Source organism: Janthinobacterium sp. UMAB-60, assembly GCF_900095235.1.
Lineage (GTDB): Bacteria > Pseudomonadota > Gammaproteobacteria > Burkholderiales > Burkholderiaceae_D > Janthinobacterium.
The window spans coordinates 44,173-67,875 of record NZ_LT607497.1; the positions used below are offsets into that span (position 1 = coordinate 44,173).

A 23,703-nucleotide genomic window follows, 5' to 3' on the forward strand; every position below is an offset into this window, starting at 1 on the left:
ATGACAGCGCCCCTCTCCCCTCCCCGCGGCCTGGTGCTGGTGGCCGACGACGATCCCGTGATGCGCTTGCTGATGCGACAAATGCTCACCCAGGTAGGCCTGGACGTGATCGAGGCCGAGGACGGCGTGCAGGCGCTGGCCAGCTACAAGCACAGCGGGCCGGACCTGGTCATGCTCGACGTCGACATGCCGGCCCTGGACGGCTTTGCCGTGTGCCGCGAAATCCGCCGCCAGGAAGTGGGCGGCACCGTGCCCATCATCATGGTCACGGGCGGCGACGAGCTGGAAGCCGTCACGCGCGCCTACGAGGTGGGCGCCACGGATTTCATTTCCAAGCCCATCAACTGGCCCATCCTGGGCCACCGCGTGCTGTACGTGCTGCGCGCCAGCGACGCCATCGCCCGCCTGCGCATCGCCGACGCGCACAACCGCGCCGTGCTGGCCGCCATCCCCGACACCTTCTTTCGCCTGAACCGCGAAGGCTTTTATCTCGACTACGAACAGGGCCACGACGCCAGCGCGGGCTTTTCCCTCAGCGACTGCGTGGGCAGCCATATCCGCGACGTGCTGCCGCCCGAAATCGCCGCGCGCCTGCTCGACAAGGCGCACGCCGTGCTGGCCACGCAGCATATCGGCTCGGTCGACTACACGCTCACGCACGAGGACAGCACGCGCCATTTCGAGGCGCGCCTGGTGGCGACGGGCGCCGACGAAGTGCTGGGCCTGGTGCGCGACATCAGCGAACGCAAGCGCACGGAAGAGCAGATCCGCCGCCTCGCGTATTGCGACAGCCTGACGGGTATCCCCAACCGCCAGGCCTTCCTGGAAACGCTGGAGCGCGAACTGCTGCGCTCGAAGGAGCACGACAAGAAATTCGCCGTGCTGTTCATGGACCTCGACGCCTTCAAGCGCATCAACGACACCCTGGGCCACGACGTGGGCGACCATTTGCTCAAGGTGGTGTCCGAGCGCCTGCGCGAAACCATCCGCCCCAGCGACCTGGTGCTGCGCGCCGAACACGAGTTTGAGGCCAGCTTCGGCGGCAGCAACCTCGCGCGCCTGGGCGGCGACGAATTCACGATTTTGATTCCCGACCTGGAGCGGGTGGAAGACGCGCTGAACGTGGCGCACCGGGTCAAGGAAGCCATGCGCCGGCCCTTCATGATCGAGGCGCACGAGATTTTCGTCACGGCCAGCATCGGCATCTCGCTGTATCCGGAAGATGGCGAGGACTGCAATTCGCTGCTCAAATACGCGGACACGGCCATGTACCACGCGAAGAACTGCGGCAAGAACAATGCCAAGCTGTACAGTTCATCGCTGACGATGGAAATCATGAGCCACGTCAAGATGGAAGTGGGTCTGCGCAAAGCCTTGCAGAACAACGAGCTGTACTTGCTGTACCAGCCGCAGATCGACGTTCCCAGCACGCAGATCGTCGGCGTGGAAGCGCTGATTCGCTGGCGCCATCCCGAGCGGGGCATCATTTCGCCCACGGAATTCATCCCGCTGGCCGAAGAAACGGGGCTGATCGTGCCCATCGGCGAATGGGTGCTGCGCACGGCGTGCAACCAGGCCAAGGCCTGGCAAAACGATGGCGGACGGGCCATCCGCATGGCCGTGAACCTGTCGGCCAAGCAATTCAAGGATGAAAACCTGATGCAGATCGTGCTCTCGGCCCTGGCCGACACGGGCCTCGATGCGCGCCTGCTGGAACTGGAATTGACGGAGGGAACGTTGATGGACGATGCGCGCGCCACCATGGTGACCTTGGAGCAATTGCGCGGCATCGGCGTGTATCTGTCCATCGATGACTTCGGCACGGGATACTCGTCGATGAATTATTTGAAGCGCTTCGACGTGCGGGCCTTGAAAATCGACAAGAGCTTTATCGCCGGCTTGCCGCAGGACACGGAAAACGCGGCCATCACGCGCGCCATCATCGCCATGGCGCATGGCTTGAAGATGGTGGTGGTGGCCGAGGGCGTGGAGACGGACGAGCAACTGCTGATGCTGGAAGAATACGGCTGCGACATGGCGCAGGGATACTTTTTAGGCCACCCGTCGCCGCACGACACGATCACGGCCATGCTGGCCAGGCAGGCGGGCCAGCTGGCCAACCTGGAAACTAGAGCACTTCGAAGGCAAGGATTTGCGTGACTTGCTGCGGATTAAAATTATCGTCGGAAATCATCACCAGGCTGCGGCGGCCGTTTTCCAGGCGCGGACCCCAGCTGATGCCTTCGATATTGTCGATTCTTGCCAGGCCGATCTTTTCCAGGTCCAGCAGCAGGCGCTTGCGCGCCGGAACATAGGCTGCGCCCGCCAGCGCGGGGATGGCCTGGATGTCGGTGGCGCCAGCCGTGTCCATCGCGTAGATGCGCACATGGTTCGAATACACGCCATCGGCGTGTTCCACGCCGGCCCGCTCCACCACCAGCACCTGGTGGTCGTTCACGGCAAGAATTTCCGACACGCCATTGTCCGCCTCGCGCCCCGGCGCGGGCCGCGACGCCACCGGCTCGATCGCATACGCATACTGGCCCAGCACGGTGCCGGCGCGGTCCAGGCGCGTGATGCGCACCACGGAGCCGTTGTCGGGCGTGGCCAGCGGGCCATCCTGGTACAGCGCCGCTTCCATGCCCAGCCACAGGCTCTTGCCGTCCGACGAGAAAGACAGTGCCTCGAAGCTCATGTTGTTGCGCGAGCCGATTTCTTCCTGCGAGACATTGAACATGGCGGGCGTGGGCAAGGTGGCCAGGTAGTGGCCGTCGCGGTCCGCGTGGCGCACGAACGGGTGCAGGCCCACCTTGCGGTTGCCTTCGCTGCCGTACCACAGGCTGCCGTCCTGCGGATCGACGCGGATGGTCTCGATGTCGGGCACCTGGTCGCCCTGGTCCAGTTTTGCATGCGCCAGGTTCGGGTAGCGGCTGCCGTCCGGCTGCGTGAAGAAATGCACGCTGCTCAAAGTCACGGCCGTAAACGCCTTGCTGTCGTAGCTGAGCGTGGCACGGTAAAAGCGGGCCGGATTGATTTCCGAGCGGTCATCGCTTTCCATCACCCAGCTCTTGTTGGCCGCATCATAGTCGATGCCGGACAAGCCGCCCACCGTGGTGCCTTCGAATGCCTGTTTCAAGGCGATGCGCTGTTCGCCGATCAGGCGCAGGCCGGCAATCGGCGCGTCGTGGGGGAAGCTGGCGCAGGCGGAGAGGAGGATGGCGGCGGACGCCAGGGCAAGCGCGGTGCGGAAAGATCGGTGCATGGCGGGTATCAGTAAGTTGCGTAGGTCGGCTTAGCGCGGAGCGCGTAAGCCGACAACATTGTTGGCATGGCTGGTGGTGGTGGTGTCGGTAACGTGGCGTGGTGGTGTCGGATTACGCGGCTACGCCGCTAATCCGACCTACCCGACATTCATCTACCTGCTCCTGCCTACACCACCCCATCGGCCTTCAGCCGCGCAATGGCGGCGGCATCATAGCCCAGCGACCCCAGCACCTCGTCGTTGTGCTGGCCCAGGGTTGGCCCCAGCCACTGCGTCTTGCCCGGCGTGGCGGACAGTTTCGGGCTGATGGCGGGCAATTTGACGGGTGTGCCGTCGGCGAAATGGTGTTGTTCGAACATCTCGCGGGCGAGAAATTGCGGGTCGCTCAGCATATCGCGCACGGAGTAAATTTTTCCGGATGGCACATCGGCAGCTTTGAGCACGGCCAGCGCGCTGTCGATCGTGTGCGTGGCGCACCAGGCGCCGATGGCGTCGTCGATTTCCTGCGTGCGCGCCACCCTGCCATCGTTGCGCGCCAGTTGCGGGTCGCCCGCCATGTCGATGCGGCCCATGGCCAGCATCAAACGCTTGAAGATGGCGTCGCCGTTGCCGGCAATGACGATGTTTTCGCCATCGCCCGTCGTGTAGGTATTCGAGGGGACGATGCCTGGCAAGGAACCGCCCGTGCGTTCGCGCACGACGCCCGCCTGGTCGTATTCGGGCACCAGCGACTCCATCAGGTTGAACACGGATTCGTACAGGGCCACGTCGACCATCTGCCCTTCGCCGTGCTCGCGCCCACCCGTCACGTCGCGGTGGCGCAAGGCCATCATGGCGCCGATCACGCCGTGCAGGGCCGCCACCGAGTCGCCGATCGACACGCCGACCCGCACGGGCGGACGGTCGGCAAAACCGGACACATAGCGCAAGCCGCCCATCGACTCGCCGATGGCGCCGAAACCGGGCAAGTCCTTCATCGGTCCCGTCTGGCCAAAGCCGGACAGGCGCACCATGATGAGGGATGGCTTTTCCTTTTTCAGCTGTTCGTAGCCCAGGTCCCACTTTTCCAGCACGCCGGGGCGGTAGTTCTCGATGATGATGTCCGCTTCCAGGGCCAGCTGGCGCGCGATGGCGCGGCCTTCCAGCGTCTTCAGGTTCAGCGTTAAACTTTTCTTGTTGCGCGCCTGCACCGACCACCACAGCGAAGTGCCGTCTTTCAGCACGCGCCAGGTACGGATGGGGTCGCCACCATCGGGCGACTCGATCTTGATCACGTCGGCGCCGAATTCGGCCAGCATGCGGGCACAGAACGGCCCCGCGATCAGGGTGCCCAGTTCCAGGACTTTGATGCCCGTCAAAGGACCAGCCGACGTTTTTTCTTGCATGATTTAGGTTGCCCTGCGGTCGAGCATCGCGCGGGCAATCGTGCCCGCGTCGACGTATTCCAGTTCGCCGCCCACGGGCACGCCGCGGGCCAGGCGGCTCACTCGCAAGCCCCGCGCCTTCAGCATTTCGCTGATGTAGTGGGCCGTCGCTTCGCCTTCATTCGTGAAATTGGTGGCCAGCACCACTTCACCGACCACGCCATCGTTGGCGCGGCCCAGTAATTTTTCGAGGTGGATATCTTTCGGGCCGATGCCATCGAGCGGAGACAATCTGCCCATAAGCACGAAATACAGGCCCTTGTAGGTGAGCGTCTGCTCGATCATCAGCTGGTCGGCGGGCGTTTCCACCACGCACAGCAAGCGCTTGTCGCGCTCTTCGTCGAGACAGGTCTCGCACACTTCATGTTCGGTAAAGGTATTGCACAGGCCGCAGTGATGCACGGCATCGACGGCCTGGAACAGGGCGCGCGACAGCATGGCCGCGCCTTCCCTATCGTGCTGCAACAAATGAAATGCCATCCGCTGCGCCGACTTGGGGCCGACGCCGGGCAGGCGCCGCAGCGCCTCGGTCAAAAATTCAAGCGACTTGGACATGGATCAACCCTGCCCCGTGCCACAGATCGAGCGCATGCGGGATTGCATCAGAATGGCATTTTGAAGCCAGCTGGCAAGTTCATGCCGCCGGTCAAGCCTGCCATTTTTTCCGCGGACGTCGCTTCCGCCTTGCGCACGGCGTCGTTGAAGGCGGCGGCCACCAGGTCTTCCAGCATGTCCTTGTCGTCGGCCAGCAGCGACGGGTCGATGGAGACGCGCTTGACGTCGTTCTTGCACGTCATGACGATTTTCACCAGACCGGCGCCGGACTGGCCTTCCACTTCCACCAGCGCCAGTTGTTCCTGGGCCTTTTTCATGTTGTCTTGCATTGTTTGCGCCTGCTTCATCAGGCCAGCCAGTTGATTTTTCATCATGAGAATGCTCCGTTCAATTCAGTTTGTGAGTGTGTTAATCATCAATGCAGGGTCGGCGCGGCGGAGCCGGCCGGTGCAGGGGTAATCGTTCCCGGCACGACAAAAGCGTCGAATGCACGCTTCATGTCGAGCACGAAGGGATCGCTGGCGATGGTTGCTTCCGCTTGCAGCTGGCACGCCTCGCGGTGCGCCTGCGCTTCCGCGCTGGCCGTGTACCAGACGGCGCCCAGTTCTGTGTCGACCGCGACCTTGCGGCCGAAGCGTTCGGTCAGCGCGGCCGCCAGTTTTTCCACGTTGGCCGGGCTGCGCCACGTATCGATCGGCACGCGCAGGCGGAACGTGGTGCTGTGGCCGTCGTGCAGGCATTCGATCAGCTCGGCTTGCACAGCCAGCTGCTGGGCCACGCCGCGCAGGGGCAGCACGGCGGCGACGGCCGGCCAGTTGCCGTCCCAGTCCAGGCCAGGCACGGGCGTGATCACGTACGGTCCGCTGGGCGCGGCTTGCTTGGCGGCACGTTGCGGCATGACGACGGCCGGCTGCTCGCTGCTCTGCGCGGCGGGCGCGGACACGGCGGCAGACGCGCTGTCGTCGGAAAATTCGGTGACCCAGGGCGGCAAGTCGTCATCGGCGGGCGCCTGCTGTGGCGGTGCCTGGCGTGCCGGCTGCACGGGCGCGGGTGCGGGTGCGGGTGCTTCCATCACGGCGACTGGCGGCGCATCGTCCCACGGCGCCGGCGCTTTCGCGGCGGCGGGCCGTGGTGGCGGCGCTGCCTGGACCTGTGCGGCCGGAGCTGGCGCTGCGGCGACAGGTTCCGCTGCTGGTGCCGGCGCAGCCGGCTTGGGCGCCGATGTTGGCGCCGACGGCGCGCTGCCCGGACGGCCTTTCGAGGCGGCGCGGGCAGCTTCCAGCGCCGCATTGATGGCGGCGCGGGCGGAACTGATCGGCGCGCCCGAGGCTGCCGGGGCAGCCGCAGCCGGCGGCGCTGCCGGTGCCGGAGCTGCTACTGGTGCTGGCGCCGGTGCAGCCGCGCGTGGCGGCGGCGCTTCGCTGCGCGCCATGCTGGCGGCGGCAGCGGCCACCACGGCGGGCGGTGTCACGGCCGCATGGCTGGCCACGCTGTTGCTGGCGGCGCGGGCGGCCGGGGCGGATGCGCCGGCTGCGGCGCGCGCGGCGGCCACGGCGGCGGGACGATTGCCCGGGGCAGCCGCAGGTGCTGCCGCCGGTACGCCATCGGCGCCGCCTATGCCGGGCCGAAAGGCCAGCATGCGCAGCAGGGTCATGGTAAAGCCCGCATATTCATCGGGCGCCAGGCCCAGTTCATTGCGGCCATGCACGGCGATCTGGTAAAACAGCTGCACTTCTTCCGCGTCAAACGCGCCGGCCAGGCGCACGATGTCCGCGTATTCAGGCAAATCCTGCGGCAAGGCGGTCGGCACGGTTTGCGCCAGCGCAATGCGGTGCAGCAAGGTGCCCAGGTCCTGCAGGGCGCCGTTATACGACAGGCTGCGCGAGGCCATCTCGTCGGCCACGGCCAGCAGATCGGCGCCGTCCTGCTGCGCCAGCGCGTCGAGCAGACGCACCAGGTACGATTGGTCGAGCGCGCCCAGCATGCCTTGCACGGCATCGAGCGTCACTTCGCCGGCCGCGTAGGCGATGGCCTGGTCCGTCAGCGACAGCGCATCGCGCATGGAACCGTGGGCGCCCTGGGCCAGCAGGCGCAAGGCCGGCTGTTCGAAGGCGATGCCCTCCTGCCCCAGGATATTGTCCAAATGGCTGATGATGTGACCGGGCGGCATCTGCTTGAGGTTGAACTGCAGGCAGCGCGACAGCACGGTGACGGGAATCTTTTGCGGGTCCGTCGTGGCCAGGATGAACTTGACGTGCTCGGGCGGCTCTTCCAGCGTCTTCAACATGGAATTGAACGCGTGGTTCGTCAGCATGTGCACCTCATCGATCATATAGACCTTGAAGCGCGCATTGCTTGGCGCGTAGACCGCCTGTTCCAGCAGCTGCGCCATTTCATCGACGCCGCGGTTCGACGCCGCATCCATCTCTATATAGTCGACAAAGCGTCCCGCATCGATCGCCGTGCACGCTTCGCAGACGCCGCAAGGCTGGGCCGTGATGCCGCCCGTGCCATCGGGGCCGATGCAATTGAGCGACTTGGCCAGGATGCGCGACAGGGTCGTCTTGCCGACGCCGCGCGTGCCCGTGAACAAATAGGCGTGATGCAATCGGCCGCTGTGCAAGGCATGCGTGAGCGCGCGCACGACGTGCTCCTGGCCGACGAGCGTCTCGAAATTCTTGGGGCGGTATTTACGGGCGAGGACTTGATAGGACATGCTGAGATTTTACCATGCGATTTTGCGGGTGATCCTGCGCGGCGGGCGCAAGCCTCATGGCCGGGCCACATTCAAATATGGCAAACGCGGCAAAGCAGCAATTGTATAACATGGAGAGTGGCATTCTGGAAAATCAGGCAAGCATGCGGACTGGCAAAACACAGCGCCGCAAAACAAAAAAGCCGCCAACGGCAGCTTTACTGTTTGTTTCCCGAAGGAGGCGAGCCTGATCTGCGGCACTCATGGTTAATAGCCGTGGCTGCTTCGTTCCCGACCTGACCAGGTTAGCCATGCCACGATGCGCAGGGGCCCGCCGGGGACAATTATAACCGACCTGCGCCAGATTGGGAAATTGCCGTGTCAATGCTGTGTGCGTCGGCGTAGGTCGGCGTAGGTCGGCTTAGGCCGCAGGCCGTAAGCCGACACTGCTGAGTATGCAGGCCATGGGCATGCCAGCGCCGCAACGTCGGGTTACGCGCAAGCGCTAACCCGACCTACAGCCCCAGCTCTTGCCAGATCCCATCCACCTTAGCCTTCACTTCCGGCGTCATGGCGATCGTCGTGCCCCACTCGCGCGTCGTTTCGCCCGGCCATTTATTCGTCGCATCGATGCCCATCTTGCTGCCCAGGCCGCTGACGGGCGAAGCGAAGTCCAGGTAATCGATGGGCGTATTGTCGACCAGGGTCGTATCGCGGATGGGGTCGACACGCGTGGTGATGGCCCAGATGACCTCTTTCCAGTCGCGGATATTCACGTCCTCGTCGACCACCACGATGAACTTGGTATACATGAACTGGCGCAGGAAGCTCCACACGCCGAACATCACGCGCTTGGCGTGGCCCGCGTACTGCTTCTTGATCTGCACCACAGCCATGCGGTAGCTGCAGCCTTCGGGCGGCAGATAAAAATCCGTGATTTCGCTGAACTGCTTTTGCAGCAGGGGCACGAACACTTCGTTCAGCGCCAGGCCCAGCACGGCCGGCTCGTCCGGCGGTTTGCCCGTGTAGGTGGAGTGGTAAATCGGGTCGCGGCGCATGGTGATGCGGTCGATGGTAAACACGGGGAAACTGTCCTGCTCATTATAGTAGCCCGTGTGGTCGCCATACGGCCCTTCCAGCGCGTGTTCATAGCCGCTCGGATGATTTTCGTCCGGGTAGATATGGCCTTCGAGCACGATTTCGGCCGAGGCGGGCACGCGCAGCTCGCTGCCGATGGCTTTCACCAGCTCCGTGCGGCTGCCGCGCAGCAAGCCGGCGAACTGGTATTCGGACAGGCTGTCCGGCACCGGCGTGACGGCACCTAATATAGTAGCGGGATCGGCACCGAGCGCGACGGCGATCGGATACGGCTTGCCCTTGCTTTGAATCGCATGCTCGCGGAAGTCCAGCGCACCGCCCCGGTGCGCCAGCCAGCGCATGATGACCTTGTTGCGCCCCAATACCTGCTGGCGGTAGATGCCGAGGTTTTGCCGCTTCTTGTTCGGGCCCTTGGTGATCACCAGGCCCCAGGTGATCAGGGGAGCGACGTCGCCGGGCCAGCAATGCTGGATGGGCAGGCGCGCCAGGTCGACGTCATTGCCTTCCCAGACGATTTCCTGGCACTTCGCGCCGCGCAACTCTTTCGGCGACATGTCCCACACGGATTTCACCAGCGAACCGAGGCCCAGCAGATCCTTGAAATCCTTCGGCGGTTCCGGCTCCTTCAGGCGCGCCAGCACATGGCCGATCTTGCGCAATTCGCTGACATCTTCCGCGCCCATACCCAGCGCCACGCGGCGCGTGGTGCCGAACAGATTGCCCAACACCGGCATGTCGTATCCCGTCGGATTATTGAACAGCAAGGCCGGTCCGCCTGCGCGCAAAGTGCGGTCGCACACCTCCGTCATCTCCAAAATCGGCGAAATGGGGGTCGAAATAGGCTTAAGTTCACCCATTTGTTGCAGTTGAGAAATAAAATCTCGCAAATCTGAATATTTCATGTGTTTTTAATTTTTTTTGACGTCGGACGCCGTTGCTGAAGGATCTATGCCAAGTAATTGATTTTATTGGCTTTTGGCACAATGCAAGACAAAAAGTAAGACATAAAAGTAATAAAGAATCGATTCGTTAGTATTGACTTGATATAAAACGGCTTCTACAATTCGCCCAACTTGAAAGAGCACGCCGGCCCAGAGCTTGATTTTAGCGTTTCTCTTTCATTCACGGAGTCGGGGCTCCACATGACATTTTAAGGAGTGTTTTCAAAAGGCGTCTGCCTTACCCCCGGTAAAAGTTGTATTGCGACTGATCCAATACCAGCATGGGACCGATCAGCTCAAGCAAGCAATGACGGCGTTTCTCGCACGCATCCATACGCGGCGGAAACGATGATATTTCTGATGCACGGCATTGGCAGTACCCACAACACCGCGTGACCGCGGAGGGACTGCCTGTTGACGCGACATTTCGGGGAACTCTATGACTCATCGTAGCACTGAAGCAGCATTGCCTGCTTCAACCGTGGCTGGCCAGCCAGCGTTGGCGCGTTTGCGTGCCCGCGCACAAGCCGTTTCGGCACGTGGCGTATTGACCACAGCGCAACACACACTGACAGTCTTCGGCATTTCCGCCCTGGCACTGATCGCCCTGCTGATGTTCCGCCCGGACCTGGGCAAGCAACTGACGCACAGCCTGTTCCCGCTGCCCATGGCAGAGGCACAAGCCGTTGAAGCGCCGGCCCTGTCGGCACTGATGGAAGCGCCTGCATCCGTGCAAATGGCCGCCGCCAACGAGGCGCCTTTGACCAAGGAAGAAAAAGCCTTGCTGGGCACGCAAAAGCAGCAGCAATGGGTCACCAACTGGCTCTCCAAGCGCTACCGCGTGGCCAACGATGCCACCAATATGCTCGTCTCGACGGCGTACCTGACGGCGCGCGAAATCAAGCTGGACCCGCTATTGATCCTGGCCGTGATGGCCATCGAATCGGGCTTGAACCCGTTCGCCGAAAGCCCGGTCGGCGCACAAGGCTTGATGCAAGTCATGTCGAAAGTACACCATGAGCGCTTCCAGGAAATGGGCGGCGTGCAGGCAGCCCTGAATCCCGTCGCCAACATCCGCGTCGGCTCGCTGATCCTGAAAGACTACGTCACGCGTGGCGGTTCCGTCGAAGCGGGCTTGAAAACCTATGTGGGCGCCGCCAACTTCGCCACCGACTCGGGCTACGGCTCGCGCGTGCTGGCCGAATACCGCCGCCTGAAACAAGTATCGGCGGGCCAGCGCGTGCCGACCAGCACGCCGGTGATGGCATCGAACACGCCAGCGCCAGCCAAGGCGCCTGCACCGGAAAGCGGCATCACCATCAAAGTGCTGCCGCACAACGAGATCGCCGGCTTGTAGTAGCGCGCTCTTCCAACCTACTGCGCAGCCCGCTCTCGGGTCGGCGTTACTCGCTGTACTCCAGTACAGCTGCGTTACTCAACCCGATATCGGGCTTGCTCGCTACGGTTGGAAGAGGCGCAGATACGTTAATGCGCAACACTTCGACAGCAAAAAGGGCAGACTTTTCAGTCTGCCCTTTTTGCATCCATTGCGGCCTTCGCCGCTGGATCCATACCTATATTACTTGCGCTTGTTGGCGTTGACTTCTTCCTCGCGGAATTTCACTGCCAGCTTGTCCAGCACGCCGTTCACATACTTGTGGCCATCGATACCGCCAAACGACTTGGCCAGCTCGACCGCTTCGTTGATGACGACGCGGTACGGGATTTCCATGTTGTTCTTCAGCTCGAACGCGCCGATCAGCAGGATGCCGTGTTCGATCGGCGACAGTTCCGTAATATTGCGGTCGATCAAGGGTGCCATGCTGTCGCGCAGCGCCAGCGAATCCTTGATGGCGCCGTACAGCAGCACCGTGAAATGATCGCCATCGGCCTTGTCGAAGCCGTGAGCCGCGCGAATATTGTTCACGACGGTGGTCGCGTCTTCATTGTTCAGCAGCCACTGGTACAAGCCCTGCAGCGCAAACTCGCGCGCGCGGTGACGCGGCGTGCGGTTTTTGCTGGGATTGGCGAGCAAATTTTTCTCAGTCATGATTGTTACCTGTTCTTAAATACGTATTTACTGCAAATAGTGACGAATACCGCGGCGTGCTGCCAGGCAGCACACTGCGGCGCAAGCACGATTAATCCTCGTCTGTGTCTTGCAACTCTTCCAGCGCTTGCGCCAGATTGGCCATTTCCACTGCCACGCGTGCCGCTTCGGCTCCCTTGACCAGCATGCGCACTTCCGCCTGCTCGTCGTTTTCGGTCGTCAACACTGCGTTGGCGATGGGGATGCCGTAATCGAGACCGATGCGCGTGATGCCTGCGCCCGATTCGTTCGATACCAGCTCGAAGTGGTAGGTTTCACCGCGAATCACGGCGCCCAGTGCGATCAGGGCGTCGAATTGCTCGGTTTCTGCCATTTTTTGCAGAATCAGTGGGATTTCCAGGGCGCCCGGCACGGTCACGTGCAGGATATCTTCATCGGCCACGCCCAGCTTGCTCAACTCTTCCAGGCATGCCGACAGCAAGCCACCACCGACGATTTCATTGAATCGTGCCTGGACGATACCGACGCGCAAACCTTCGCCGGCAAAATTGGTTTCATAAGTTCCTACGCTCATCATATGCCTCTTTAATCTGGTGGTTCAGGGCGACACACACATGCCGCCATCATTTACTCTCACATCGACGTCTGGCCTGGATGGCACTGAAAACCTGTCACTTCCAGGTCGAAACCGGCCATCGACGGCATCTTGCGGGGACTGGCCAGCAATTGCATCTTGCTCACGCCCAGGTCGCGCAGGATTTGCGCGCCGATGCCGTAGCTGCGCAGGTCCATGCTGGCGGCACGGCCTTTCGGCTTGGCTTGCGGCGTGTCGAGTGCGGCGAACTGGGCAAACAGCTCGCCCGACGTCTCGCCGCAGTTCAGCAAGACCATCACGCCCCGCTCGGACTGCTTGATGGCCGCCATCGAGGCCGCCACCGTCCACGAGTGGGTGGTCACTTCGCTTTCCAGCACGTCCAGCAGGGAAACGGGCTGGTGCACGCGCACCAGCGCTTCCAGGCCGGGCGCCAGGTCGCCATGCACGAGGGCCAAATGGGCCGACGCGCTGGGCTTGTCGCGGAACGCGATCAGGCGGAATTCGCCATGCGCCGTGTGCAGGGTACGCTCGGCAACGCGCTCGACCAGGGACTCCGTCTGGCTGCGGTAATGGATCAGGTCGGCAATCGTGCCGATTTTCAAGCCGTGTTGCTCGGCAAACACCAGCAAGTCCGGCAGGCGCGCCATGGTGCCGTCGTCCTTCATGATTTCGCAAATCACGGACGCGGGCGTCAGGCCGGCCATGGCCGTCAAGTCGCAACCAGCTTCCGTATGGCCTGCGCGCATCAGCACGCCGCCTTTTTGCGCTTTCAGGGGGAAGATATGGCCAGGCTGGACGATATCGCTGGGCTGCGTGCCCTTGGCCACGGCCACCTGGATGGTCTTGGCGCGGTCGGCGGCGGAAATGCCCGTCGTCACGCCCTCGGCCGCTTCGATCGACACGGTAAAGTTGGTGCCATACGCCGTGCCGTTGCGCGACGTCATCATCGACAGGTTCAGCTCGTCGCAACGCTCTTCCGTCAGGGTCAGGCAGACCAGGCCGCGCGCATGCGTGATCATGAAATTGATGGCTTCAGGCGTCACGAAATCGGCGGCAAGCACCAGATCGCCTTCATTTTCCCGGTCTTCTTCATCGACCAGTATCACCATGCGGCCGGCGCGCAATTCAGCGACGATCTCTTCGGTGCTGGATATAGACATTATTCATCCTCGTATGACGCCTGGCCAAACCTGCTGCGCGTCGGTATTGCCAGGCGTTGTTAATGAAACTAAAAACTGAAACTAAAACTGAACATCAAGCGCGAATATTCCGCGAATTTCCGGGAATTTCCGGGAATTTTCTTATAACCTGCTATTTTAAAGGATTTAGCGCTTGCGGACCTGAAATAAGACAGCTTTGCGGCATGCGCGCCGCAGCCTGCCCCGCAAAGCGCCGATTCCCCGATCCAGCGCAAAGAGGGCGGCAAGACGCGCGCCGCCGGCCGTGCGAAGAGCATAAGATCAGCCAGTCACCGCCACGGCGCTGACACCCCACTCGCAGCGACACCCCACACAGGAGCGGCAACATGAAAACCAACGGATCGGCCATCTGGTCAGGCGGCATCAAGGACGGCAAGGGCGCCATCAGCACGCGCAGCGGCGCCTTGCAGGAATATCCCTACGGCTTTGCCAGCCGCTTCGAAGGCAAGCCCGGCACCAATCCCGAAGAATTGATCGGTGCCGCCCACGCGGGCTGCTTCACCATGGCCCTGTCGCTGATCCTCGGCGAAGCGGGCCTGACGGCGGAAAAGATGGAAACGACGGCCGAAGTGACCCTCGACAAGGTGGACGACGGTTTTGCCATCACGGCCGTCCACCTGATCCTGAAAGCAAAGATCCCGGGCGCCGACCAGGCAACATTCGAGGAATTGACGGGCAAGGCCAAGGCCGGCTGCCCCGTATCGAAGTTACTTAAAGCTAACATTACCCTGGACGCTACCCTGCTGCCCTAGATTTTCGTCACGGGCTTGACGCGCTCCACGGCAGCGACGGGCGCCACCAGCGGCAGGCGCGAGTCGCTGGCCGGCAATGGCCGGTTCATCAAGCCGGGATTCAGGGCCGCATTGTTCAGGTTATACGCGGCGATGGCCGCCGCCACGGACGGATCTTGCGCTGATGGCGGCGGCACGGCCATGCCCGCATTTTGCGCGGCCAGCTCTTGCGCCTGCGCATTTTGCTGGGCCAGCTGGGCTTGCGACGTCGCCAGGCCCGCATCGGCTTGTACTTGTGCTTCGCCTGCCAGCGACTGAGCCCGGTCGGACGCCGCCTGTATCGCCCCCGCGGCCTCCTTCTGCTGCGCCTGCTGATCGGCATTCATGCGTTCGCTGTCGATACGCTGGGCATCCACGCGCAGGCTGTCTGCCCGCTGCGTCTGCAGCAAGTCCTGCTCATCGATGGTAACGACTGCCGGCGATGGCGGCCGCAATTCCTGCAAGTCCAGGTTCAGCTCTTCCGTTTCCAGTTGCTGCTGCAGTTCCAGTTGCCGTTGTGCAATGGCCGCCGTTTGCGCCGGCGCCCCTTGAACCACGGTCTGCGCGGCATTCGCCGGCACTGTTGCGCCCGTCAAATCCGCTTCGACCACGGCCGCCAGCGGCGCGCCCTGCTGCCGGGCCAGCACGGCGCCCACCTGTGCCAGCACGTCCGTTCCCTGTTGCAAGGCATCCAGGGTGGCATTGTTGTCGGCCGCATACGCGGCCTGTAAAGTGACTGGATTGACATCTTCATTGCGCAAATCGATGCCGATGCGGGCCAGCTGTGCTTGCGTGAGCAGGCTGCCATCCTGCGCCAGCGCGGTGGCCGCATCCGTCGTGCCGTCGCCCGACAGCAAATCGTAGCGCTGCGCCAGGCTGCCCGGCGTGTCGCCGGCCGTCGCCAGCTGGCCGGCATCGATGCCGCTCGTTTGCAGCTGGGCGAACGATTCCGTCAGCTGCCGCGCCAGCGCCAGCAAGTCGTCATTGACATTCACGGGGGTATTTGCCGCGCCGGCCTGCTCTGTGGCGCCCTGCAAGGCCAGCAGTTGCCGGCGCGACAAGGCCACGCCGGACAGGAACTGCCCCAGCGGAGAGAGGTCGACCTGGGTCGATGACAGAGCGGCAAGGGCCGCCGCCGCGCTGGAAGGCGGCACGGGCAGCGCGGGCGCCAGCGCTGCCGTCTCGCCCACGCGGGGCGTCGCCGGTATGACATTGGGCACGGTTGCGCGCGAAATCGGGTCCATGGCTAGCCTCCACTGCGGAAAGCTTCATAGTATGCGCGTCTGCAAGAAAAGCAACACACACTTGGCAAGATGCGAAGGCCGGCGGGTGTGTTGCTGTGTTCAGTTGCTGTGTTCAGTTCTTATTTCAAGCGGCAGCCTTGTCCAGCGACAGCATACGCTCGACATAGCGGGCGATCAGGTCGATTTCCAGGTTGACCTTGCCATCGACCGTCAGGTGTTTCAGGGTCGTCATGGCGATGGTGTGGGGAATCAAATTGATCGAGAAGCGGCAGCCATTGACGGCACCCGCGCCCAGGTCTTCCACGCGGTTGACGGTCAGGGACACGCCGTTGACGACGACGGAACCTTTGAAGGCCAGGTATTTCGCCAGTTCATGCGGCGCTTCGATGACCAGCTCCCACGATTCGCCCACGGCTTCGAACTTGCGCACGATGCCCAAGCCGTCGACGTGGCCGGACACCAGGTGGCCACCCAGGCGCTCGGCCAGGGTCAGGGCTTTTTCCAGGTTCACTTCCGTGGTCGTATCGAGGCCCACGGTGCAATTGAGGCTTTCACGCGAGACATCGACGGCAAAACCCGTGTCCGACTTTTCCACCACCGTCATGCAGGCGCCATTGATGGCGATCGAATCGCCGAGGGCCACGTCAGCCAGCGGCAAGCCGCCCGCATGGATGGTCAGGCGCACGCCGGCATCGAGGCCGCCGTCGAGTGCTTGCACGGTTTCAATCTTGCCGATGGCGGCAACAATTCCTGTAAACATGAACTAACCCTATAAAAGTATTAAAGTATTAATTGCGCTGGACGAATCTTGCAAGGATACGCAAATCTTCGCCCACTTGCTGAACCTGGTGAAATTGCAAAGTGCGCTGCTGTTTGAGATCCGTCAAGGCCGGCAAGGCAAACATGCCTTGCGCATCGCCCAGCAAGGTGGGTGCCAGGTAGACCAGCAGTTCGTCGACGCAGCCTTCGCGGATCAACGAGCCGTTCAGCTTGGAGCCGGCCTCGACGTGGACTTCATTGCATTGCCGGCGTCCCAGTTCCAGCATCAGCGCGGCCAAATCGACCTTGCCGGCCGCGTTCGGCAACAGGATGACTTCCGCGCCCAGAACGCGCAACTGCGCCTCCTTTTCCGGGTTGGCCACGGCCGCCACGATCCACGTGCCGCCGCCCTGCAAGATGCGCGCGTCAAGGCTGATGTCGAGCCGGCTGTCGACGACGATGCGGCGCGGCTGGCGCGGCGTCTCGACGGCGCGCACGTTCAATTGCGGGTCGTCCGCCCTGACCGTGCCGATGCCCGTCAGGATGGCGCAGGCGCGCGCGCGCCATGCATGGCCGTCGGCACGCGCCTCTGGCCCCGTGATCCACTGGCTCTTGCCATTGTGCAAGGCCGTCATGCCATCGAGGCTGGCCGCTGTTTTCAGGCGCACCCACGGCTTGCCGCGCTGCATGCGCGAAAAGAAGCCGATATTCATTTCATATGCCTCGTCGGCCAGCACGCCCGTGGTGACGGCGATGCCGGCCGCTTCCAGCTTGGCCAATCCCTGCCCCGCCACCAGCGGATTCGGGTCCGTCATGGCGGCCACGACACGGCCCAGTCCCGCGCGCACGAGCGCATCGGAACAGGGCGGCGTGCGGCCATGGTGGTTGCATGGTTCCAGCGTGACATAGGCCGTGGCGCCGCGCACGTCGTTGCCACGCGCCGCCGCATTCGCCAGCGCTTGCACCTCGGCATGATCCTGCCCCGCCGCCTGCGTCACGCCGGCGCCGATCACCTGGCCATCCCGGACGATCACGCAGCCGATGCGGGGATTGGGCGAGGTCGTGTATAAACCGCGCGCCGCCCATTCCAGCGCCAGGCGCATGCCATCAATATCGTTGAGTATTTCCACGGGCTTCTTTGCTTGAAGGTGAGTCATTGGTCAGTCTTGCTACGAACTGTCGGCCACGCCGCTGCAATTGGCCGCCTGCTGCTGCGGATCGCACACGCGCACCCTGCCCAGCATATTGATTTTAATATGCCGCACCTGCTTTCCCAAAGTCAGGGACAAGGTGCCCCAGCGCGCCGCCAGACTATTGGTCGCGCTGCAACTGCGTCCTGCGCCATTGTAGGCGATATAAAACGGCGCCGTGGCCGAGGAAAACGCAAACTGGGCCGTGATGCCCGCCGGCAGCGGTCCCTGGCGGAACAGCAATTCGTCGCCGTCATCGAACGCCAGGCTGGCATTGCGGTCGATAAATGCCAGCCAGCCCGTGCCCCAGTCCGTGCCACCAGGCCCGGCAGGCATCAGCAGCACGCGCTGACCCCGCGCCATCGCCTGCGCCCGCGTCAATTCGATGGCCGAAAACAGGTCCGTGGCCGCCGCGCGCACTTGCTGGCGCGCCAGCACCTGCTGCAAGCCGGGCATGGCGGCGGCCGCCAGCAGCGCCGCAATCGCCAGCACAGCCAGCAATTCAAGCATGGTGTGCCCGACGGTGTGCCCGAAAGTTTGCCCGCTCCGCGGTAGCCGCTTGCGCATGGCCATGGCCTAAGGAATCCTCAGGAAATTATTGTGAATTTATGACGAACAGAACCGGATGCTATGCAAGGCGCCCGCTGCGACGCAGTGCGAGCACTGCTAGCAGTGAGCAACGCCGCAGAGGGCCGGTTATGGAAGTCAGAAATCACAATAATTTATTGGGGGTTACTTAGCGCCAGCAACGGCTGGCAGGGCCGCTGCTGCCGCGCTGGCCCGTGCTGCTCAAGGACAAGACGCCACAATCGGCATCCTGGAATTGTGTATCGACCTTGGACGTGCCCGGCGTGGCCCGCAACAGCACGCATTGCCCGATCGCCAGGCCGGGACAGGCCAGCGCCTCGATTTCATACGCGCTGGCAGCCGGCCCGTCGCCGGACCACCAAGGAAACTGCTGCGCCGGCGATGCCGGCGAGGCCGAGGAAAAGGCCAGGTAATGATTGTTTTGCGAATAATAACGTTCCTGCTGCTGCATCAGCCGCAGCAGGGTCGCCTGCCCCTGTACCCGCTTGGCGCGCACGACATGGCCGTGATAAGCGGGCACGGCCAGCGCCAGCAGCAGACTCATGATCGCCAGCGCGGACAACAGTTCGATCAGGCTGAAGCCCGGCGCGTTGGCAGCAGAAGCACCACCGTTTGCGGCGACCCAATTCCGACTTGCCACTTCCATGCGACCTCCCCTCTTCCCAAAAAAGCGCCAGCCGATACGATGCGCATGTCATGCTCACGCCTATTTCTTCTTGGCCGCCTCGTGCAATTCGCGCCAGTTCGCCACCTCGCGCCAACTGAGGCGCCGCGCCGGCAGCGGCGCGCTGACGACCTTGAACCCCGCCCCGCTGGCCGCGCCGGGCAAGCCCGGTTGCAGCACAGCAAGTTCCTTGCGCCCTTCGGCCCGTCCTGCCGCCGTCGCGGCGCCCACCGTGCTATTGAGTTCCAGCGCCAGCGGCGGCGCGCGCGCCAGGCCATCGAACAAGCGCCCCGTCTGCTCGCCCGCCTGCACGACGCCGGCGCCATCGGCGGCGAAGCCGCTCAGCACATCGAGCACGTACAGGCGCGTGGCCGGCTTGCTGCACGGGTCGCGCCCGGGCAGGACGGTATTGAACAGCACCTTGCCGGCGGCCAGTACGGGACTATTGATGCTGCGTTCGCCCGTCTGCGCGCTGCCCATAAAATCGAGATACCAGCCGCGCATGGCCTCGCTGCCCGTGTAGCGCAATTCGGCGCCGTCGACGCGCACGCCGCCCACCGCCTCGCCCAAGCCGCGCGGCTCCAGGTCGGCCCGGCTGCGCGTGGGGGATGTTTCCCGCAAATCATCGTGCACGGCATAAAACGACTGCGACAGAAAGGCCGAAGGCCAGGTATCGGCCGCTTCGACCAGCTTGCCCGTGCCGAACAGCAGCAGATAGCCGCCACCGGGCGCATACGCCACGCTCAGCTGCTGCGTCACCGGCTGGCGCCGCCCCTGCGCGTCGCGCGCGACAAAGACCAGCTTGCGCCCCTGGCCCTCCTTCCACGGCGGCCCGCCGGCCATGTCGAGACGCCAGATATTGCCCTGCAAATCGCCCGCATAGATATACGCCAGCGCACCGTCGCCGCCCGGCACCACGGCGGGCGGACCCAGGGCGTGGGACATGGCGTCCACGTCTGCGTCGCCATCGCTTTCATGGCCGCCGCCGCTGGCCACGGGCACCTTGAGCCGGAAGTAATTACTTCCCGACAGCCAAGGTGTACTGGGCGCCTTGTCCAGCGCCAGCAGGAAAATGGCGGCGGCCGATCCGGGCGCCGTCGTATCCTTGCCATCGTCGGCATGGTTGTTGTAGCCGCTGGCAACGATGGCAAAATCGCGGTAGGCCGGCGCACCCAGCTTGCCGCCCATGTTGATGCGGGCAAAGGCGGGCGGCGCGCGCACGTTGCCCATCAGCCTGTCGTCGCGATCGGTAAACTCCCACAGCGCCCCGTCCTGCGCGAAGCGCGCCGGATCGGTGATGTCGAGCGCAAACACGCCTTGTGCACCGCCGCCCATGCCCGCCGCCAGCACCGTCCTCCAATGCCCCAGCGCCAGCACTTCCGCCGTGGCCGCTCCGCCATCGAGCAGCGGACCCGGACTGTAGTGAGTACTCGCAGCGGCTGCCGAAGCGCGCAGCAGCGCCTGCGGCAGATAGGCAAACAATTCGCTGCCCGTGCGCGCATCAAAGGCGTGCAGCAAGCCGTCGTTGGCACCCACATACAACATTTTTCGCCGCTGCAGCAGCACCTGGCGGTGCGTGCCATAGCCTGCCCCCGCCATGCCCAGCCCCGGCGCGCCCACGTACAGCAGATTGCCGTATGGCGCCGCGCCCAGGCTGCCTGACCTGCGCCGCAGGAAGCCGCCCGGCTGGCCCACCTCGTGCGTGCGCTGGCCCAGCAGATATGCCAGCCTCGCCTCGCCCCGGCCGTCGCCGCCATCGAACGCGCTGCGCTGTTCCGCATCGAGCCGCGTCCAGGCCAGCGGCATCAGGGCGCCCTTGGCGTCGAGCGTGTAGACGGGACGCAAGGACGCGGGCGTGCCATCCTGCACGGGCTTGTCCTGCCCGCCGGCGCGCCACCATGGCTTGCCGGGAAGCAGTGCGCCATCGGCCCCCACGGCAAACGCGGCGCGCGACAAGGTCATGCTGCCGTCAGCCAGTCGCAGCTGCGTCTGGAACCAATATGCCTCATCCGTGCCGCTGGCCAGCGCCATCAGGGCCGGCCCCGCGAGCGTCGCTGGCAAGGTAGCCTTGTCGGCGGCGGCAAAGGCCCCGCGCAGTCCCGCGATCAGGGCGGCCGGGTCGCTGCCGGGCAAGTAATGGGCGGGCCAGCGGCCATCCACGCTCCATTCATCGAACGCGCTGCCCGTTGCGCTCTTGAATGGGTTGGCGTCGCCGTTCGCATCGAGAAAACCGCCATATTTGGCCGCCAACAATAAAGGCGTAGAAGCGGGAGTAGAGCCGGGCACGCCAGCCGGGTCGCCCTGGCGCAAGTCGCCCGCATAGTGCTCGACCTTGGCCACGCCGTCGTTCTTGCCGCCAGGACGCAGCGCCTGCACGTGCGACCAATAGGCCAGGCCCGCCGCATGGTAGCTGGCGCCGCCCGTCCCGTCGGCCAGCAATTCCAGCGCCGCCAGGTCGGGCCGCGGCGCGGGATTGCCCTGCACGCCGCCACTTTCCAGGCTGCCCACCGCATGCGTCCAGGCCATGGCATCGAAGGGCGGCGGCGCAAAACCATCGGCGGCGCGGGCACGGTCGCCGTTCGATGCGGGAGTCACAGGGACATTGCCGGGCACGTAGCGGTCGAGCGCCATGCCCGCATCGCCGAGACTGACGACGATGTGGCGCTGGCAGCTGGCCGTTTGCGGGTCGCTCCATGGCGTCACGGCCGGCAAGCCGTCGTCGATGACAGGCGGGGCCGTGGCGGCTGGCACCACTGCGCTCGCTTGCCGCCCCTGCAGGTAACGCAGCGATTCGTACAGCAATTCGGCCAGTGGCGCCGCGCTCGCGTACACGCCCGGATGCGCGGCGTTGCCGCGCCCCAAGCCATTGATGTAAGCGGTCACCCCGCCGCCAGGAGCCGTAGTTTGAGACATATAGACGCCAGTGACTGGATTCCATTCGGCGCCAGCATTGTCTTGCGGCATATAGTCGGGCGCCGTCCAGCGCTGCCTGCCCACGTGGGCCAGCGGCGCGCGCAGCACGCCGCCATACACGGGGCCGGGGCCGGCGCTCACGCCGGTCAAATGGCCAAACACGCCCACGCGCACCCGGCCGCCATGGCGCTGAACGGCACCCACCGGCTTGTAATTCTTGCCATACGCCAGGCACAAATCGTCGCGCAGCGGCCCTTCTTCCGTGTCGCAGACGCGCACGCGCGCGAGGAACACGCCGTGCGTGGCGGCGACGCCAGGCGCGTCGCAACTGCCGCCCGGGGGCAAGCTGGCGTCGCCGAACAGCAGGCGGTTGCGGCAGGACACGATGGCCAGTTGCGCCAACGCAAACGGCGTCGCCGCCACGACGCCTGTCTGCAAGACCTTGCGCGGGAAAAAGACGGGGTGGGCAAAGAAGTCGATGGGGCTGTCAGCATCGGGCAGCCAGGCGCGCTGCAGCACCGTCTTGCGCACTTCGTCGATGACGCGGTCGCCGCCCGTGAGGGCATAGCGGACGATGTCAAGCATGCTGGCGCTGGCCCAGTTCAGAAAGTTGCCGCTGAAACTATCGCCGCCGCAGCCGTGCAGCGCATCAGCCGGCTTCAGCATGGAGAAGTAAGCGGTCGCTACGCGCAAGTCCGGCTGCATGAGGCCATCCTTGCTGCGATACGGATAGCTGTAGCACATGCGCGCATCGAAGTACCCGGCGTACTCGCGCTGCGGCGCATACTCGCCGCCATGCGCCGCAGCGGCGGCCGCATGCGTGAGGGACAGGTTGAGCAGCAGATTCGGCGGCACCCTGGCGCCGTGCAAGCCTGCGTCGGCCCGCGCCAGCGTCACCGTCGGCTGGGCCGCGACGGCGCCGCCGCAAGCCAGGCCAGCCACCAGCAGCCAGGCGAACCACCAAGCGAATGACCAGGCCCTCATGGCGCCGCCCCGGCCGCCTGCTTGCGGTAATAACTTTGCAGCACGACTTGCGTGCTTTCCTGCGCGCCAAAACCGATGGCCGTGATGCGGTACACATAGCTTTCCGTGGCCAGGCCGCCTGTCACTGCCGCCGCCTGCGCGCCGGGCGGGTGGAACGGCAGCAGTTCGATCAGGTAGCGGGGCCGGCGCGACGGCAGGAAACCCTGCCCCGTCTGCATGACGGCGCCCGTAAACTGGCCATATGGCACGGCGCGGCTGCCACCTTCGGCGCCATCGAGGTCCGTGCTGAGCCAGAGCGCCGGCACATCCGGGGCTGCTGGCAGGCACAGGCCCAGCGCGCCGCCTTCGCCGCAGCCATCCGCGAACCCGGCCGCGCTGCCTGGCGCGAAGAGGCTGCTACGCCCCGGCGCGCCGGGCAAGCCTTCGATATCGTTCTGCGCATCCACCAATGCCTCCTCCGCCGCCTGAAACGCGATCTGCCGGTCGCGCTCGCCGCGTGCCGCCTTTTCGCCCTGCAAGGCGATCTGCGCCGCCGATACGCCCAGCAGCAAGATGATCACCAGCAGGCACAGCACATACACGAGGGTGGCGCCACCGTGACGTACACGAGGCAAGTAAAAGCCAGCCATCGTGCCACCCTCCTATGCCGGCCCGTTGCGCAGCATGATGCTTGTCTGCAGCAGTTGCCGCAGCCGGGAGCGCGTCGCGGCGGGCAGGGACGCGCGCGCGATGCGTACGCCCGTGTCGCCGGCGCCGTGCGCCTCGGCATACG

19 protein-coding genes, 1 other RNA gene and 1 pseudogene are annotated in these 23,703 nt (G+C 64.1%); 3 read left to right on the forward strand and 18 right to left on the reverse strand.

What is annotated here, in order from left to right; all coding sequences use genetic code 11:
- Positions 1 to 2,160 carry a bifunctional diguanylate cyclase/phosphodiesterase gene (locus K0F86_RS22535; protein WP_219136408.1) on the forward strand — a complete coding sequence of 720 codons (2,160 nt, stop codon included), beginning with the start codon at positions 1 to 3 and terminating at the stop codon, positions 2,158 to 2,160.
- On the opposite strand, the gene K0F86_RS22540 is transcribed toward K0F86_RS22535, so the two are convergent.
- The 7 genes from K0F86_RS22540 to ubiD all read right to left on the reverse strand — a co-directional run bounded on the left by K0F86_RS22540 (position 2,129) and on the right by ubiD (position 9,936).
- Complete coding sequence (locus K0F86_RS22540; RefSeq protein ID WP_219136409.1) at positions 2,129 to 3,262, reverse strand: esterase-like activity of phytase family protein; 1,134 nt, start codon at positions 3,260 to 3,262, stop codon at positions 2,129 to 2,131. The genes K0F86_RS22535 and K0F86_RS22540 overlap by 32 nt on opposite strands.
- Before the next feature lie 167 nt (positions 3,263 to 3,429).
- Positions 3,430 to 4,647: a CaiB/BaiF CoA-transferase family protein gene (locus tag K0F86_RS22545; RefSeq protein WP_219136410.1), complete on the reverse strand. Its 1,218-nt coding sequence runs from the start codon at positions 4,645 to 4,647 to the stop codon at positions 3,430 to 3,432.
- A gap of 3 nt (positions 4,648 to 4,650) precedes the next feature.
- The gene (gene recR, locus K0F86_RS22550) at positions 4,651 to 5,241 is read right to left on the reverse strand and encodes a recombination mediator RecR (protein ID WP_071078710.1); all 591 of its coding nucleotides are present in this window, start codon (positions 5,239 to 5,241) and stop codon (positions 4,651 to 4,653) included.
- Positions 5,242 to 5,288: 47 nt separating this feature from the next.
- Entirely contained in the window at positions 5,289 to 5,615 is a 327-nt protein-coding gene (locus K0F86_RS22555) for a YbaB/EbfC family nucleoid-associated protein (RefSeq protein ID WP_096234483.1), read from the reverse strand.
- A gap of 41 nt (positions 5,616 to 5,656) precedes the next feature.
- Positions 5,657 to 7,957: a DNA polymerase III subunit gamma/tau gene (locus K0F86_RS22560; protein WP_219136411.1), complete on the reverse strand. Its 2,301-nt coding sequence runs from the start codon at positions 7,955 to 7,957 to the stop codon at positions 5,657 to 5,659.
- Positions 7,958 to 8,173: 216 nt separating this feature from the next.
- Positions 8,174 to 8,272, reverse strand: an RNA gene (gene ffs / locus K0F86_RS22565) — signal recognition particle sRNA small type.
- Positions 8,273 to 8,451: 179 nt separating this feature from the next.
- The gene (gene ubiD / locus K0F86_RS22570; protein WP_071650179.1) at positions 8,452 to 9,936 is read right to left on the reverse strand and encodes a 4-hydroxy-3-polyprenylbenzoate decarboxylase; all 1,485 of its coding nucleotides are present in this window, start codon (positions 9,934 to 9,936) and stop codon (positions 8,452 to 8,454) included.
- Between the two features lie 478 nt (positions 9,937 to 10,414).
- Between ubiD and K0F86_RS22575 the strand changes: the two genes are divergently transcribed.
- Complete coding sequence (locus K0F86_RS22575) at positions 10,415 to 11,332, forward strand: lytic transglycosylase domain-containing protein (protein ID WP_219136412.1); 918 nt, start codon at positions 10,415 to 10,417, stop codon at positions 11,330 to 11,332.
- 222 nt (positions 11,333 to 11,554) lie between these two features.
- Here the strand turns inward: K0F86_RS22575 and nusB are convergent, their stop codons facing one another.
- The 3 genes from nusB to ribBA form a co-directional block, all read right to left on the reverse strand.
- The gene (nusB, locus tag K0F86_RS22580) at positions 11,555 to 12,025 is read right to left on the reverse strand and encodes a transcription antitermination factor NusB (protein WP_219136413.1); all 471 of its coding nucleotides are present in this window, start codon (positions 12,023 to 12,025) and stop codon (positions 11,555 to 11,557) included.
- Positions 12,026 to 12,116: 91 nt separating this feature from the next.
- On the reverse strand, positions 12,117 to 12,599 hold the full coding sequence (gene ribH, locus K0F86_RS22585; protein ID WP_071078714.1) for a 6,7-dimethyl-8-ribityllumazine synthase: 483 nt from the start codon (positions 12,597 to 12,599) through the stop codon (positions 12,117 to 12,119).
- Between the two features lie 59 nt (positions 12,600 to 12,658).
- On the reverse strand, positions 12,659 to 13,780 hold the full coding sequence (gene ribBA / locus K0F86_RS22590; protein WP_219136414.1) for a bifunctional 3,4-dihydroxy-2-butanone-4-phosphate synthase/GTP cyclohydrolase II: 1,122 nt from the start codon (positions 13,778 to 13,780) through the stop codon (positions 12,659 to 12,661).
- Positions 13,781 to 14,145: 365 nt separating this feature from the next.
- Between ribBA and K0F86_RS22595 the strand changes: the two genes are divergently transcribed.
- A complete protein-coding gene (locus K0F86_RS22595) occupies positions 14,146 to 14,571 on the forward strand; it encodes an OsmC family protein (protein WP_219136415.1) in 426 nt (141 codons plus the stop codon).
- Here the strand turns inward: K0F86_RS22595 and K0F86_RS22600 are convergent.
- The 8 genes and pseudogenes from K0F86_RS22600 to K0F86_RS27725 all read right to left on the reverse strand — a co-directional run.
- On the reverse strand, positions 14,568 to 15,833 hold the full coding sequence (locus tag K0F86_RS22600) for a hypothetical protein (protein ID WP_219136416.1): 1,266 nt from the start codon (positions 15,831 to 15,833) through the stop codon (positions 14,568 to 14,570). The two genes, K0F86_RS22595 and K0F86_RS22600, sit on opposite strands and share 4 nt — an antisense overlap.
- Before the next feature lie 124 nt (positions 15,834 to 15,957).
- Positions 15,958 to 16,593 carry a riboflavin synthase gene (locus K0F86_RS22605; RefSeq protein WP_116743605.1) on the reverse strand — a complete coding sequence of 212 codons (636 nt, stop codon included), beginning with the start codon at positions 16,591 to 16,593 and terminating at the stop codon, positions 15,958 to 15,960.
- Between the two features lie 28 nt (positions 16,594 to 16,621).
- A complete protein-coding gene (ribD, locus tag K0F86_RS22610) occupies positions 16,622 to 17,695 on the reverse strand; it encodes a bifunctional diaminohydroxyphosphoribosylaminopyrimidine deaminase/5-amino-6-(5-phosphoribosylamino)uracil reductase RibD (protein ID WP_219136479.1) in 1,074 nt (357 codons plus the stop codon).
- 66 nt (positions 17,696 to 17,761) lie between these two features.
- On the reverse strand, positions 17,762 to 18,292 hold the full coding sequence (locus K0F86_RS22615; RefSeq protein WP_219136417.1) for a GspH/FimT family protein: 531 nt from the start codon (positions 18,290 to 18,292) through the stop codon (positions 17,762 to 17,764).
- Positions 18,293 to 18,518: 226 nt separating this feature from the next.
- Positions 18,519 to 19,016 carry a type IV pilin protein gene (locus K0F86_RS22620; RefSeq protein WP_219136418.1) on the reverse strand — a complete coding sequence of 166 codons (498 nt, stop codon included), beginning with the start codon at positions 19,014 to 19,016 and terminating at the stop codon, positions 18,519 to 18,521.
- 60 nt (positions 19,017 to 19,076) lie between these two features.
- Entirely contained in the window at positions 19,077 to 22,931 is a 3,855-nt protein-coding gene (locus K0F86_RS22625; protein WP_219136419.1) for a pilus assembly protein, read from the reverse strand.
- Entirely contained in the window at positions 22,928 to 23,545 is a 618-nt protein-coding gene (locus tag K0F86_RS22630) for a PilX N-terminal domain-containing pilus assembly protein (protein ID WP_257572309.1), read from the reverse strand. Before K0F86_RS22630 ends, K0F86_RS22625 begins: the two co-directional genes overlap by 4 nt.
- 27 nt (positions 23,546 to 23,572) lie before the next feature.
- A pseudogene (locus K0F86_RS27725) lies at positions 23,573 to 23,703 on the reverse strand (pilus assembly protein PilW); the annotation flags it as partial.